The 14,725-nt window shown below is 34.5% G+C and carries 17 protein-coding genes; 3 read left to right on the top strand and 14 right to left on the bottom strand.

What is annotated here, in order from left to right; all coding sequences use genetic code 11:
• Positions 1 to 105: 105 nt before the first annotated feature.
• Together PQF83_RS16460 and gabP are read right to left on the bottom strand one after the other, a co-directional pair.
• Positions 106 to 444 carry a hypothetical protein gene (locus PQF83_RS16460; protein WP_141402940.1) on the bottom strand — a complete coding sequence of 113 codons (339 nt, stop codon included), beginning with the start codon at positions 442 to 444 and terminating at the stop codon, positions 106 to 108.
• Between the two features lie 133 nt (positions 445 to 577).
• Entirely contained in the window at positions 578 to 1,972 is a 1,395-nt protein-coding gene (gene gabP / locus PQF83_RS16455) for a GABA permease (protein ID WP_000360127.1), read from the bottom strand.
• A gap of 268 nt (positions 1,973 to 2,240) precedes the next feature.
• On the opposite strand from gabP, the gene PQF83_RS16450 reads away from it, so the two are divergent.
• Positions 2,241 to 3,323, top strand: coding sequence for a chitinase (locus tag PQF83_RS16450; RefSeq protein ID WP_000932461.1), 1,083 nt, complete (start codon positions 2,241 to 2,243; stop codon positions 3,321 to 3,323).
• A 111-nt stretch (positions 3,324 to 3,434) separates the two neighbouring features.
• On the opposite strand, the gene PQF83_RS16445 is transcribed toward PQF83_RS16450, so the two are convergent.
• A complete protein-coding gene (locus PQF83_RS16445; protein ID WP_001099526.1) occupies positions 3,435 to 4,328 on the bottom strand; it encodes a metallophosphoesterase in 894 nt (297 codons plus the stop codon).
• Between the two features lie 195 nt (positions 4,329 to 4,523).
• Here PQF83_RS16445 and PQF83_RS16440 point away from each other — a divergent pair, with 195 nt between their 5' ends.
• Both PQF83_RS16440 and PQF83_RS16435 read left to right on the top strand, forming a co-directional pair.
• Positions 4,524 to 5,339, top strand: a complete 816-nt coding sequence (locus tag PQF83_RS16440; protein ID WP_000110527.1) for a formate/nitrite transporter family protein — start codon at positions 4,524 to 4,526, stop codon at positions 5,337 to 5,339.
• 141 nt (positions 5,340 to 5,480) lie between these two features.
• On the top strand, positions 5,481 to 5,753 hold the full coding sequence (locus PQF83_RS16435; protein ID WP_001043904.1) for an HU family DNA-binding protein: 273 nt from the start codon (positions 5,481 to 5,483) through the stop codon (positions 5,751 to 5,753).
• Positions 5,754 to 5,772: 19 nt separating this feature from the next.
• Here the strand turns inward: PQF83_RS16435 and PQF83_RS16430 are convergent, their stop codons facing one another.
• From PQF83_RS16430 to PQF83_RS16380, 11 genes are all read right to left on the bottom strand, one after another.
• Complete coding sequence (locus tag PQF83_RS16430) at positions 5,773 to 6,252, bottom strand: GNAT family N-acetyltransferase (protein WP_000910300.1); 480 nt, start codon at positions 6,250 to 6,252, stop codon at positions 5,773 to 5,775.
• Positions 6,253 to 6,422: 170 nt separating this feature from the next.
• Positions 6,423 to 8,840: a heavy metal translocating P-type ATPase gene (locus tag PQF83_RS16425; protein WP_001005287.1), complete on the bottom strand. Its 2,418-nt coding sequence runs from the start codon at positions 8,838 to 8,840 to the stop codon at positions 6,423 to 6,425.
• 95 nt (positions 8,841 to 8,935) lie between these two features.
• A complete protein-coding gene (gene copZ / locus PQF83_RS16420) occupies positions 8,936 to 9,142 on the bottom strand; it encodes a copper chaperone CopZ (protein WP_000436976.1) in 207 nt (68 codons plus the stop codon).
• Between the two features lie 187 nt (positions 9,143 to 9,329).
• Complete coding sequence (locus PQF83_RS16415) at positions 9,330 to 9,632, bottom strand: metal-sensing transcriptional repressor (RefSeq protein WP_000509877.1); 303 nt, start codon at positions 9,630 to 9,632, stop codon at positions 9,330 to 9,332.
• A gap of 290 nt (positions 9,633 to 9,922) precedes the next feature.
• Positions 9,923 to 10,150 carry a hypothetical protein gene (locus PQF83_RS16410; RefSeq protein WP_000849103.1) on the bottom strand — a complete coding sequence of 76 codons (228 nt, stop codon included), beginning with the start codon at positions 10,148 to 10,150 and terminating at the stop codon, positions 9,923 to 9,925.
• A 259-nt stretch (positions 10,151 to 10,409) separates the two neighbouring features.
• Positions 10,410 to 11,357, bottom strand: a complete 948-nt coding sequence (locus PQF83_RS16405; protein ID WP_000509821.1) for a cation diffusion facilitator family transporter — start codon at positions 11,355 to 11,357, stop codon at positions 10,410 to 10,412.
• Positions 11,358 to 11,402: 45 nt separating this feature from the next.
• Entirely contained in the window at positions 11,403 to 11,645 is a 243-nt protein-coding gene (locus tag PQF83_RS16400; protein WP_000967686.1) for a ferredoxin, read from the bottom strand.
• Positions 11,646 to 11,692: 47 nt separating this feature from the next.
• Positions 11,693 to 12,415, bottom strand: a complete 723-nt coding sequence (gene gpmA, locus PQF83_RS16395; protein ID WP_000240140.1) for a 2,3-diphosphoglycerate-dependent phosphoglycerate mutase — start codon at positions 12,413 to 12,415, stop codon at positions 11,693 to 11,695.
• A gap of 66 nt (positions 12,416 to 12,481) precedes the next feature.
• On the bottom strand, positions 12,482 to 12,856 hold the full coding sequence (locus tag PQF83_RS16390; RefSeq protein WP_001288311.1) for an ArsR/SmtB family transcription factor: 375 nt from the start codon (positions 12,854 to 12,856) through the stop codon (positions 12,482 to 12,484).
• Between the two features lie 199 nt (positions 12,857 to 13,055).
• Positions 13,056 to 13,874: an alpha/beta hydrolase gene (locus tag PQF83_RS16385; RefSeq protein ID WP_001098336.1), complete on the bottom strand. Its 819-nt coding sequence runs from the start codon at positions 13,872 to 13,874 to the stop codon at positions 13,056 to 13,058.
• Positions 13,875 to 13,890: 16 nt separating this feature from the next.
• Positions 13,891 to 14,712 carry an ABC transporter ATP-binding protein gene (locus PQF83_RS16380; protein WP_000025757.1) on the bottom strand — a complete coding sequence of 274 codons (822 nt, stop codon included), beginning with the start codon at positions 14,710 to 14,712 and terminating at the stop codon, positions 13,891 to 13,893.
• Between the last annotated feature and the right edge of the window lie 13 nt (positions 14,713 to 14,725).

The following is a 14,725-nucleotide window of genomic DNA, read 5'->3' as shown; positions in this document are numbered from 1 at the left end:
AAAAATTTCAGACACTTGATATCCCATTAAAGAAATTGCTGTTAATGAAAAGAAACCAATCATAAGAAATCGAAACCACATATAAATCTCCTCCTTGTATTTAGCTTAAAGAACATTCGCTATATTACAAGTTGAGTGGCACTCTTCATCGTCACTTTCCTTTTTCTTTACAATTGCTGTAATAAATCGAATCATAAAGAAAAATACAAAAGGAAATTGTTCGTAATTTACCTTGGCATAGTTCAGCAACGGCTCGCGTTGCATATCGAACGGGGATGAGAAGGAATAGAACATACCTTGCTCTTCCATATATACAATTACAATTTTTATACAAAATACGATTCCTAGAAACGAAACAATATCTTGCCATTCTGTCGTATATAGCAGGTTATACAGCTCTAATACGTACTCTTCCATCGTCATCCCCCCTTCCTTTTTTATCATTTTGCTCGCCTTCGCATAAAAAGTCAAGAAAAAAGTTTATATTCACTATGACAATAGTAATTACTCATTTTTATGATTATATATGATTCTTTTATAGCAATGATTGGGTGTAACTCTCTTCGAAAACAAGAAATTAGAATCGAACAGATTCCTCATTCTTACTTGTAGTATTCGATACTGTACTATTTTTATTTCTATTAAAAATAAAATAAGAAAGTATTATAAGAACAGTAACAAGCATCGTCAAAAGTGCTTGTGAACGTAAAGATTCAATTGCAAGCATCGTAACTAAAACAGCTATAATAGCGGCAATTGTAACATACGTTACATACGGGAAAAACCACATTTTCACTTTCAAATTTTGTTGTTCTACTTTCCCCATTTTTTTACGGATCTTTAAATGCGAAACAGCTATAACGAGATAAACGAGCAACGCAATCCCGCCAGATGCATTCACTAAAAATAAAAAGACTTTATCTGGAGATATGTAACTAAAAACAACTCCAATATAAGCGAAGAACGTTCCGAATAAAACGGCCCGAACTGGAACACCACTACTATTCAATTTCAAAAATGCCTTTGGAGCATCTCCTCTTTCTGCCATTGAAAAAAGCATTCTTGAGTTCGTATATAAACCAGAATTTAAACAAGAAAGTACAGCTGTTAAAACGATAAAATTCATAATTTGTGCTGCCGCTGGTATCCCTATATGTTCCAGTACCGCTACAAACGGACTTTTTAATATGTTCGCTGAATTCCATGGAAGAAGTGTAACAACTACAGCAATCGATCCAATGAAAAATACGAGAATACGCCAAATTACACTATTTGTTGCTGTTTTTACTGCTTTTACAGGTTCAGCAGATTCTCCAGCAGCTACTGCAACAATCTCAGATCCCATAAATGAAAATATTACGACAGTAATTCCAAGTAGCACCGAACTTATACCGTTTGGCATAAATCCTCCTTGTCCTACTAAATTCGAAGTGCCAGGTGCTTCCGTTCCTGGTACAAATCCTAAAATAACAGCTAGTCCAAGACAAAGGAACAAAACGATACTTATTACTTTAATAAAAGAAAACCAATATTCAAACTCTCCAAATGATTTCACCGAAAAAACATTCGTCAATGTTAATAAAATCGTTAATATTAGGCTTAATAACCAAAGAGGGATTTCTGGAATCCAGTATTGAATAATACCAGCACCTGCTGTGGCTTCTATCGCAATAACAATTACCCAGAAAAACCAATATAGCCACCCAATTGTATAACCGGCCCATGGACCAATTGCTTCTCTTGCATATGTTGCAAATGACCCACTTGTCGGGTTAATAGCTGCCATTTCCCCAAGCATTCTCATAACGAAAACGACTAGAAGTCCTGCTAATGCATATGAAACGATAGAACCTGGCCCTGCTGAATGCACAACTGCCCCACTTCCAACAAACAAACCAGCTCCTATTACGCCGCCAATTGAGATCATTGTAATGTGGCGTATTTTGAGGTCTTTCTTAAGATTTTTATCCAACTCTTATACATCCCCTTCCAAACGTAATTTTGAAATTTATGTAAGAGTATTATGTGAAAACTTTGCCTACACTTTAAAATATATCAAAATATTCTGAATTTAACAATTGTAATGCAAGCTCCTATAAAAATTATTACATTAGGTTTAATAATTTTCCATATACAATTGTTGAGAAAATTATAGCTACCTTACGAAAGAACGAATTTTCAGATATCATTAAATAAACAAGATTATACATCTAGACAACTTTTTGTATAGGAGTGTTGATATGTTAAACAAGTTCAAATTCATTTGTTGTACGTTAGTAATTTTTTTACTGCTACCACTAGCCCCCTTTCAAGCACAAGCAGCAAACAATTTAGGATCAAAACTACTCGTTGGATACTGGCATAACTTTGATAACGGTACTGGCATTATTAAATTAAGAGACGTTTCACCAAAATGGGATGTAATTAATGTATCTTTCGGGGAAACTGGTGGTGATCGTTCTACTGTTGAATTTTCTCCTGTGTATGGTACAGATGCAGAATTCAAATCAGATATTTCTTATTTAAAGAGTAAAGGAAAAAAAGTAGTTCTTTCAATTGGTGGACAAAATGGAGTCGTTTTACTTCCTGACAATGCCGCTAAGCAACGCTTTATTAATTCCATACAATCTCTCATTGATAAATACGGTTTTGATGGAATAGATATTGACCTTGAATCAGGTATTTACTTAAACGGAAATGACACTAATTTCAAAAACCCAACTACTCCTCAAATCGTAAATCTTATTTCGGCTATTCGAACAATCTCAGATCATTACGGTCCCGACTTTCTATTAAGCATGGCTCCTGAAACAGCTTATGTTCAAGGCGGTTATAGTGCATACGGAAGCATCTGGGGTGCATATTTACCGATTATTTACGGAGTGAAAGACAAACTGACATACATTCACGTTCAACACTACAACGCTGGCAGCGGGGTTGGAATGGACGGTAATAACTACAATCAAGGTACTGCAGACTACGAGGTCGCTATGGCAGATATGCTCTTACATGGTTTTCCTGTAGGTGGTAATGCAAATAACATGTTCCCAGCTCTTCGTTCGGATCAAGTAATGATTGGACTTCCTGCAGCACCAGCGGCCGCTCCAAGTGGTGGGTATATTTCTCCAACTGAAATGAAAAAAGCTTTAGATTATATCATTAAGGGAATTCCTTTCGGAGGAAAGTATAAACTTTCAAATGAGAGTGGCTATCCTGCATTCCGCGGCCTAATGTCTTGGTCTATTAATTGGGATGCAAAAAACAACTTTGAATTCTCTAGTAACTATAGAACATATTTCGATGCGATTCCCTTGCAAAAATAATGAAAACAACAATAGGTTTTATATGACCTATTGTTGTTTTTTATTTACCACCAATTAACATCGCTCGTTCATCAAAATCAAATTGAGAATGATGATGTGGAATTGAATACATTAGTTACTCTTTTGCTTCAATATAAATACTGAAAGTTCAGGTACACTCCAAAATCTAACAGGCATTCGGGTTGTCCCAATACCACGATTTACATATAAATATAACGGCTTACTCTTCCCCTCTACTTCATACATACCTTCAACATGACTCTCAGCTAGTTTTGTCGTAATGAATGGACCGATAAAAGGAATTTGAACTTGTCCTCCGTGACTATGGCCTGACATTTGAAAATCAACTGGGTAACGTGCTACTTTGTCTACAACATCCGGCTCATGTACTAATAACATATTGAAATCTTGTTGCCTTACATGTTTTAAAGTTGAGTCTATTTGCGGCTTACCTAATAAAAAATCATCCAAACCTGATATTGTAATATATTTGCCGTTTTCCGCTTTAATTTTCTGCACTTCATTGACTAACACAGCGAAACCAGCTTCCTCCATATATTTTTTATAAAATAAACTACCTCCGCCGCCTCTATCATGATTCCCAAACACTGCATATTTCCCTAAGGGTGCATGTATTTTTTGTAAAATCCCTTTCGCTTCTTCTCTTTCGGCTTTATACGATCCAAACTTATCTATTAAATCCCCTGTGAAAACTACTACATCCAGACTTAATGCATTTATCTTCTCCACCAAATTTTCTAATTGTTTCAGTGTGAATTCTGGCCCTAAATGTACATCTGAGAACTGCAATATTTTTTTATTATGAAACTCTTTAGGAATTGTAGAAGATTCTATTTCATTCCACGTAACTGTTACTAGTTTTCGTTCTATTTCTGTCGCATAGAAATACAAACTTATAGAAATCATTACTACACTTACAAAACTGATTATAGATACCTTGACGATTGATTTTTTTTGTTCTTCTTTTACGTGATACGTATTCATGTTCTCACCTCTAGAAGTACTTTAAAACCTTATTGTTACATGAATGTGACAACACGAACAATGTTAGTTATATTTAATTCCAGCCCTGCTCACTTTGACAAATTTATACAGAAGTCATAACATATTTTTATAATACATAGATTCTTAAAAATGTTCCATTTATTCTTTTATCATTTTATTAAGGAGAGATTATTCATGTCTGTATTTACACCAGAAGAAATTACGGAACTTGCTGCTAATTCCGGAAGAAAAAAAGCTCATTTATCATTACTCCCTATGCTAATTCTCGGTTTTTTTGGCGGTGCTTTCATAGCATTAGGGTATTTACTCGATATTCATGTTATTGGAACAATGCCAAAGGCTTGGGGATCATTTACTAGTTTTCTAGGCGCTGCTGTATTCCCTATCGGTCTTATTCTCGTTATTCTTGCAGGCGGTGAACTAGTAACTGGTAACATGATGACAGTTTCCATGGCCTGGCTTCAAAAGAAAATTACTTTATTTTATTTCATACGAAATTTAATTATTGTTACATTGAGCAATTTCATAGGTGCTGTATTCGTTGCTTATTTTTTCGGTCATATCGTCGGATTAACAGAGGGAGCTTTTTTAGCAAAAACAGTTTCTATTGCGCAAGCTAAACTACAAGATACACCACTACAAGCCTTCATTTCTGCAATCGGATGTAATTGGCTCGTTTGTTTAGCTGTTTGGCTTAGTATGGGAAGTAAAGAATTTATCGGAAAGATTATCGGCATTTGGTTCCCAGTTATGACTTTTGTTGCAATTGGATTTCAACACGTTGTAGCCAATATGTTTGTCATCCCAGCTATAATTTTTGCAGGTCATTTAACTTGGTTTGAATATTTTCCAAACTTCATTTTTGTTTTCTTCGGAAACTTAGTAGGAGGTATGTTATTTGTAGCGTTACCTTATTTCATATCTTATAATAAGAAACTACCTTCTACTAAAGAACAAACGGAATTAAAGAAAAAATCTGTATCCGCTTAAATGGAACGACTATACAGCAATCCTGAAAAATATTACAAATTCCATTTTTTTTATGAATATATGTGCGTACACTTGTTCTCGAATGTTTTATACGTTATAATAACAACTTAAATAGCATTATTTACATATGAGGTGAAAAACATGAACAAAACAGAATTAATCAAAAACGTAGCACAAAATGCTGAGATTTCTCAAAAAGAAGCTACTGTAGTTGTACAAACTGTAGTAGAATCAATCACTAACACTTTAGCTGCTGGTGAAAAAGTACAACTTATCGGATTCGGTACATTCGAAGTTCGCGAAAGAGCTGCTCGTACAGGCCGTAACCCACAAACTGGTGAAGAAATGCAAATCGCAGCTTCTAAAGTACCTGCTTTCAAAGCTGGTAAAGAACTAAAAGAAGCTGTAAAATAATGAAAAATAGCCTTCTCGTTTACGAGAGGGCTATTTTTTTCATTACATAATTAATAAAAATCTGACCATTATGCTCTTTCTTTTGTTCCTTTATGCAAATAAAGCCTTTACTTTCAAAAAAGGGTTTTGCTGTAATACTTGCTTCTGTATAAATCCCCCTATGCCCCAAGTTCACTGCTTCTTGTTCTAACTTTTGTAGTATGTATGAAGCTATCCTTTTCCTTTGATAATCTTTATGTGTAAATAAACGATCTACGTAATGATCCTCATTATAATCCCCAAATCCGACTATCATACCGTTATAATCCGCTACATAACTAATATTCTTTTCTAAAGACTTTAACCAGCTTTCCCTATCTAGTTGATCTGGTGCCCATGCCTGTAGCTGTAACACGTTATAATCTTTTGCATTAATTGTATGAACTGTTTCATAGAACAACTGTAATACTTGTTCTAAATCCTCTTTATGGAATGTTCTAATGATCATATCTTTTAACATATATGAACCTCCTTACTACACTATCATTTAACTTTTCTACCATCTAGTATTCAATATTTCTGCTTTATTATATCTTTTTTCTTTCTATATAAACAAAAAACAATACTTATTTCAAAGTATTGTTTTTTGTTTAAAAGCCTATGAAATTACTCTATAAATTTACATTTTTATTATTTTAACTTCACTCTTTGCAATCGTAATGCATTTAATACAACTGATACAGAACTAAATGCCATAGCCGCTCCTGCAACCCAAGGTGCTAAGAAACCGAACGCTGCAATCGGGATTCCTAAACCGTTATAAGCTAGTGCCCAGAATAAATTTTGCTTAATATTTCTTATCGTCATCTTACTCATAAAGATTGCATCAGCAATACTATTTAAATCGCCACGAATTAACGTAATATCTGCCGCTTCCATCGCTACATCCGTTCCTGTTCCAATTGCCATACCGATATCCGCCGTAGCAAGTGCTGGAGCATCATTTATTCCATCTCCAACCATTGCTACTTTCTTACCTTGCGCTTGCAATTTTTTCACTTCTTCTGCTTTTCCTTCTGGTAATACTTCTGCAATTACGTGATCAATGCCAACTTGCCCCGCAATTGCCTGAGCAGTTTGTGTATTATCTCCTGTAATCATCACAACGTCTAGACCCATTTTCTTAAGTCTTGTAATAGCTGCTTTTGAAGTATCTTTTACAGTATCTGCAACGGCAACTATACCGGCATATTCTTTATCAATCGCAATAAGCATTGCTGTTTTGCCTTCTCGTTCTAACTCTTCCATTGATTTAGAAACTTCTTCAATATCAACATTGAATTTCTTCATTAATCGGCGTGTACCAATTAATAATTGTTTCCCTTCTACAACTGATTCAATACCGAATCCAGGAATCGCTTCAAACGTTTCTGAACTTGGAATATTAATTTTCTTTTCTTTAATTCCTTCTACAATTGCTTCCGCAAGTGGGTGTTCAGAATTTTTTTCTGCCGCACCTACTAAACGCAGTATTTCTTCTTCATGGAATCCATCTGCTACAATTACATCTGTTAACACTGGCTTCCCGTTTGTCACAGTACCTGTTTTATCTAGTATAACCGTATCTAATCGATGCGTTGCTTCTAAATGCTCTCCGCCTTTAAATAAAATACCATACTCAGCTGATCTTCCTGATCCAGCCATAATAGATGTAGGCGTTGCAAGACCTAATGCACATGGACAAGCGATAACAAGTACTGCTATCATTTTCTCAAGTGCTCCGCCAAAATCGCCTGGTGTAACAAATATCATCCACACTGCAAATGTGATAATAGCAATCACAACTACAACCGGTACGAAAATACCTGAAATTTGATCTGCTACCCTTTGAATAGGAGCTTTTGAACCTTGAGCCTCTTCTACTACTTTAATAATTTGAGCTAATGCAGTATCTCTTCCTACCTTAGTTGCTTTCACTTTTAAAAATCCATTTTTATTCATTGTAGAACCGATTACTACATCCCCAATTGTTTTATCAACTGGAATACTTTCACCTGTTAACATCGATTCATCTATTGCTGACTTTCCTTCTACAATCTCACCATCTACCGGAATTTTTTCACCAGGCTTTACATAAACGATATCACCAGCTACTACTTCTTCGATTAAAATTTTCATTTCTGTTCCATCTCGCACAACTGTAGCTGTCTTTGCTTGTAAACCCATCAACTTTTTAATTGCTTCTGATGAACGTCCCTTTGCTTTTGCTTCAAATAATTTTCCTAAAATAATTAGTGTAATAAGTACCGCACTCGTTTCAAAATATAAGTCTGTCATATGTTCCGAAGAACCGATAGATTGAATACTTAAATATACACTATAGAAATAGGCGGCCGACGTTCCAAGTGCCACAAGAACATCCATGTTAGCACTTTTATTACGTAACGCTTTATAAGCCCCAACATAAAACTGTCCACCAATGATAAATTGAACTGGCGTTGCAAGAGCTAGTTGCACCCAAGGGTTCATAAGCATATCAGGTAAATAAATAAACGATGTAAATGAGAAGTGACTTACCATTGCCCACAGTAACGGGAATGATAAAATAAACGAAATAATAAACTTCTTCTTTTGTCGCTCAATTTCTTGTAAGCGATGATCAGTTGATCCATCTTGCTCATCTGATTTCACTTCCAATTTATATCCTAATTTCGCAATTGCACTCTTCATTTCATTTACATTAATTTCATCAGGATTAAAATCTACTGTAGCCGATTCCAAAGCGAAATTTACTGTCGCCTCGTTCACACCTTCTAACTTATTTAAACGCTTTTCTACTCTATTGGCACATGCTGCGCATGTCATTCCTGAAACAGTAAATTCAGCTTTATCACTTACAATTCCATATCCTAACGATTCAACTTTTTCTTTAAACTGTTGCGGATTTGTTTTTTGGGGATCATATATTATTTTCGTTTTTTCAAGTGCAAAATTTACATTTGCATCATGAACACCTTCTACTTTTTTTAGACCTTTTTCAATTCTATTTGCACATGCGGCACATGTCATTCCTGATATTTGAAGATTGGCCTCTTTTTGTTCATTCATGTCTCTCACCTCTATATACCCTTATGAGGTATAATTATTAGCAAAATAAATCGTACTTCCTATAAAGTACGATTTATTTCCATATCTAAAAATAATTATTGAACATCGTATCCTTGATCTTCAATTACAGCAACGATATCTTTTAATGTTACAACTGACGAGTCGATAGTAACTTCAACAGTTCCTTCTGCTAATTGAACTTTCACTTGTTCAACACCGTTTAGCTCTTTCACACTGCTTTCGATAGCATTTACACAATGTCCACAAGACATACCTTCAACTTGTAATGTTAACTGTTCCATTTAAAATCCTCCTCTTGTTTATTCATTGTTTGTTAATCACAGTTACATCTTACCATACCCCCCTAAGGTAATCAATGGTTTTTTATCATGATTTTTCAATTATTTTCTAAAAGTTTATTTTACACACACTTTTTCACACCAATACAAGGATAAACAAAAAACAAGCTAGTTACACACTAGCTTGTTTTTACGCTTTTGAAAAACGTTCAAATACTGTCATTAATTCTTCGATTGCTTCGTCACCATTACCATTTTTAATTGCACCTGAAACACAATGACTCGTATGGTTTTTTAATACACCCATTCCTACTTTTTTCATCGCTGCATTAATCGCTGAAATTTGCACTAAAATATCCACGCAATACCGATCATTTTCAATCATATTTTGAATACCCCGAACTTGCCCTTCAATTCTCTTCAATCTATTTATAATTTGCTCTTTTTCTTTTTCTGATCTATGTGTTACTGCTTCATGCTCTTTATGCCCCATATTATCACCTTCTTAAAGTTTCTCTTCATCCAATAAAACAATTACTTTTACGAGTATACCAATTATAGCATTAAATATCTATGCATGATACCCCATATGAGTATATTTCCACTTTATGATTATTCTTAACACATTGTTAGCTTCTCAGTCTTAATTTTCATTATACCCTTTCCTTTTTTCAAAAAACAATAATAAGCGAGGGTTGTCCATCCCCGCTTATTATTCATTCCCAAATATAAAAGCCTCAATCTTCACACATGTAAATTGAGACTTTTTCTTCCTATATATAATTATTGCTGATCACATACTTTTGTATCATTCACTACTGAAGTTCCTTCAACGGTTACCGTATGAAAACAGTCGTTTACACGAACTGTCACAACATTATCTTGCCGATCAATGATATGATATTCATTAAAATTTTTATTTAGAGCACTGCGAATTTGTTCTCCTTCATAAATTGGGATACCATGCGATAAAACCCAAATAAGTCCAGCGATAGCGAGAATAGTTTTCATACGATCTACCTCCTTGAGAATATAGTGAACTTTTCATCCGTGCTTTTTCAGCTCTACGAATCATAATTGGAATGAACCAAGCCTTTTCGGAAATAAGTTCATTTCGTCTATTTTATGTTTATGCTAATTGTGAACGAATTGTGACAACTTTTTGTCTCTTTAGACGAAAAATTGAAACAAAACTTTCAAAAAGGACAATTCTACTTACGCAAACAAAAGGCTATGGAGAATTTCCCCATAGCCTTTTGCTTACATTTAATTAGACGATTATTTCATTATGTTTAATAGTAAGTGTTTCAATTTGAATGGTAGCATGTTCAATATGAAACTCTTGTTTTAACATATCAATAATATTTTGAAGTACTTCTTGATCATCCTGTTTTTTATCAATCATTACATGGACGCTTAATGCGTCTAGTCCAGATGTAATTGTCCAAATATGAAGATCATGTAAATCACGTACACCTTCTACTCCTTTAATCGCTTGCTTCACTTTCTCTAGTTCAATTGCAACGGGTGTACCCTCCATAAGTATATGAATGGAATGTTTTGTTACTCCCCACGCGCTCTTTAAAATTAATAAAGCAACAACTACTGAAATAATTGGATCTGCTATATACCATGAGAATAACGACATAAGTACCCCAGCTACTAATGCTCCCACTGACCCTAAAGCATCTCCAAGAACATGTAAATACGCGCTACGTAAATTTACATTATTTTTCACATCACCTTGTCTCATCAGTGCCCATGCACTAATTAAATTTGCTAGTAAACCAATTGATGCGATTAACATCATTGGACCACTTGAAACAGTTGGTGGTTCAAAAAACCGACCAATTGCTTCCCATACGATAAGCCCTGCTACAACAAATAACGTAATTCCATTAATTAATGCCGCCAAAATCTCAAAACGATAATATCCATACGTTTTTTTAGAAGTAACCGTTCTAGCTGCTAATCCAATAGCAATTAAACTTAATAATAAGGAACTTGTATCGCTTAACATATGTCCTGAATCAGATAATAAAGCCAAACTATTTGTAACTAGTCCCCCGAAAAATTCAAGGAACATGATAGTTGCTGTAATCACTAAGGCTGTAATTAATCCTTTTCTGTTACCTTTCCTACTTTCCTCAAAATGATGATGGCCATGGGAATGCCCGTGAGCATGCCCATGATGTTGGTGACCGTGATGATGTCCCATATAAATACCTCCTTTTAATTTTGTTTGTCTTTCATAATTCCACTATTAAATTTTTATTTTATTTACAAATGGCTCTTTTCTTATTTGAATCGAACTTGTTGGACAGCCGTCACTTGCCGCCAACATTGCTTGCAAGAAAGTTTTTGGAATACCCATTATTCCTTGGCTATTATCTAATACACCAAATGATTTTCCTCTTCCGTCTACCTGATATATATCAGGTGCTATAGAAATACATAGTCCACATGCCTCACAATTCTTTTTATTTACAACCGTATAATATAACACTATAAATCACCTCCGATATAAATATACAATACGTAGGTAGGGTATATTTATACCAAACTTCCTTCTAAAGTTTCTATTTCTCTAGTTAAATAATAATAGCATATCGGTTTTAAATCGCTATCTAATTCATAAACCAATGGTGTTCCTGTTGGAATGTTCACATTTTCTATATCTTTATCTGAAATTTGATCTAAATGTTTTACTAAAGCACGTATTGTATTGCCGTGTGCTGCTATAATTACTTGTTTACCAGCTTTTACGTTAGGAGCTATCTCTTCATTCCAATAGGAAACAACTCGTTTTTCTGTATCTTCTAGATCTTCTGTAAGAGGAAACTCATAATCTTTTACATCTCTATATTTCGGATGTGCTGCTTCATATCTTTCGTCATCTTTTGTAAGTGCTGGTGGGCGTACATTTGTTGAACGTCTCCATAATGTTACTTGTTCATCGCCATATTTTCTCGCTGTTTCTTCCTTATTTAATCCTTGAAGCGCACCGTAATGTCGCTCATTTAATTTCCATGTTTTATGAACAGGTATCCACATCAAATCCATTTCTTCGAGAGTAATCCATAAAGTACGCATCGCTCTTCTCAAAACAGATGTATATGCGATATCAAACGAGAAACCATTAGCTTTCAGCATTATTCCAGCTTCTCTTGCTTCTTTCATACCTTTCATTGATAAATCAACATCTGTCCAACCTGTAAACCGATTTTCAACATTCCATTCACTTTGTCCATGTCTTATTAATACAAGTTTAACCATACTTATTATCTCCTCTCCTTTGAAAGTTGCATTTTCATAAAGAAGTATCTTTATGAAAATGCATTGTTACATATTTAGTTCTTTTTTGTTTATTTCACTACTATGACTAAACGCTAATTCAATTAATCCATTTACGTGAGAGTCATCTAATGAATAAAAAACAAGTTTCCCCTCTTTACGCTTTTTCGCTACTCCTATCGTTTGTAATAGTCTTAAGTGATGTGAAGCTGTTGCAATACTACTATGAATAATACTTGCGACATCACGTACGCAAAGTTCCTTTTCTGTATACAACGCATAAGCAATTTTTAAACGTGTTTCATCTGCAAGTGCCTTAAACATCTTCGCTACACTACTTATATTCTCTTTCTCTAGCATATCACTTGCATGTTTTACTTTTTGCTCATCATGATAACAAAGTTCACAATACTCTTCACTCATATGTAACACCTCTTATTCAAATATATATTTGATTATGTATGTAGTATACCTTATAAACGAGAAACATTCAAATGTTCATTTGAATGTTTCTCGTTTATATTAAATTACTCGCTTTCTCACTAGCTTTTTAATTGATGGATACGTTGCTTTTAAACAATAATGAAAAAAAAGGTAAGCAATCGCTCACCTTTTCCCTCTTCTATATGTGACTAACAAACCTCAATCCTTTACTTAAAGAAGTCGGTACAACAGATGCATGGTTCTCCCCTTCCGCCTCATAAAACGTAAATCGAAACTGATCGTGTTTTACTTTGAAAAGGCGCTCTGATAATTCGTTTGCCCCTACAACCATATGCTCTCGTTCAAGTGAACCAACTGTAAGAAATACTCCTGTTTTAACCTTTGCCTTGTTTAATTCATTTATCAGATTCCCTTCTTTTTCAAGCACAGATTGGTTATTCCACCAAATAGATGGACTACTAATAAAATAATTTTGAAAGGCATTTATGTTTGTAAATAATATATGTAAAGCAAATAGTCCACCTAAAGAATGCCCAAATAGTGTTTGCTTTCCTTTATCAATTTCAAAATTCTTTTCAATTTGCGGCTTTAATTCTTCTTCAATAAAAGTAAAGAAATGATGTGCTCCTCCTGTTTTAGGCCAAGGTTTACCATCTGGTTTTAAAGCCGCATCTTTTGAAATTACGCTAGGCGTAAAATCATAACATCTTTCTTCACCTGAAAATGCCCCTTCGATTGGATAACCAATACCTACTATAATGGCTGGTGAAACACCTGTTTTTTCCGCTCTAACTGATTGTATTTTAACCGCTTCATGGAATGTTTGAAAAAAGGCATTACCATCTAATACGTAAATGACAGGATATCCTGAATCCAGTGCTGGTTGCCTCGGCTTTGAAATATGAATTTGATATTCCTTACCATCTAATTTTGAATACATGTTCCACTGTTCAGTATTAGATGTTACAATCTGCTGTTTTTCAATCGTAGTGTTCATCTTATATCCCCCCTTCTTAACTCGTTACATATATTTCTACTTTTTCTTCTTGAAATACAACGCTATCATAACCGAAGCAAACAGGAGACCCATTATACGGATCAATCATGACACGTGCATCAATATGAAATACTTCTTTTAACACTTCATTTGTAATGATTTCTTCTGGGCTACCAGTTGTAACGATTTCTCCTTCCTTCATTGCAATAATTTCATCTGAAAACCTTGCTGCATGGTTAATATCATGTAATACCATAACGACCGTACAATTATGGTCTTTATTTAATTTCTCCACAATTTGTAATACATCTAATTGATGAGACATATCAAGATATGTAGTTGGCTCATCTAATAACAACACTTCTGTCTCTTGTGCCAAAGCCATCGCTAGCCATACCTTTTGTCGTTGACCACCTGATAGATTTGCAATTTGTCTCGTTCGAAATGCAGAAGTTTTCGTTATATCTAATGCCCAGTCAATCATCTCTTTATCTTTTGAAGTTAACTTATTTACATTATTTCGATGTGGATAACGTCCATAAGAAATTAATTCTTCTACTTTAAGCTCTCCTGGTGCAATTGGAGTTTGCGGAAGTAGAGCTAACTGCTTCGCAATTTCTTTCGTTGGAATTGTATGTAAATCCTGTCCTTGCAAATATACTTTACCACTCTTTTGCTTTAAAATTCTTCCCATCGTTTTTAACAGTGTCGATTTACCGCACCCGTTTGGTCCTATAATTGTCGTTACTTTTCCTTCTTGTATTTCCACATTTAAATCGCGAAACACTGTAAGCTTTTCATAACTTGTTTCTAAATTTTTCGCACTTAAAATACTCACTTTTATTCCTCCT

The organism is Bacillus sp. FF-1, assembly GCF_028548245.1.
Lineage (GTDB): Bacteria > Bacillota > Bacilli > Bacillales > Bacillaceae_G > Bacillus_A > Bacillus_A paranthracis.
Note: the sequence above shows the minus strand (reverse complement) of the source record. Positions and strands in the feature narration are given on the sequence as shown.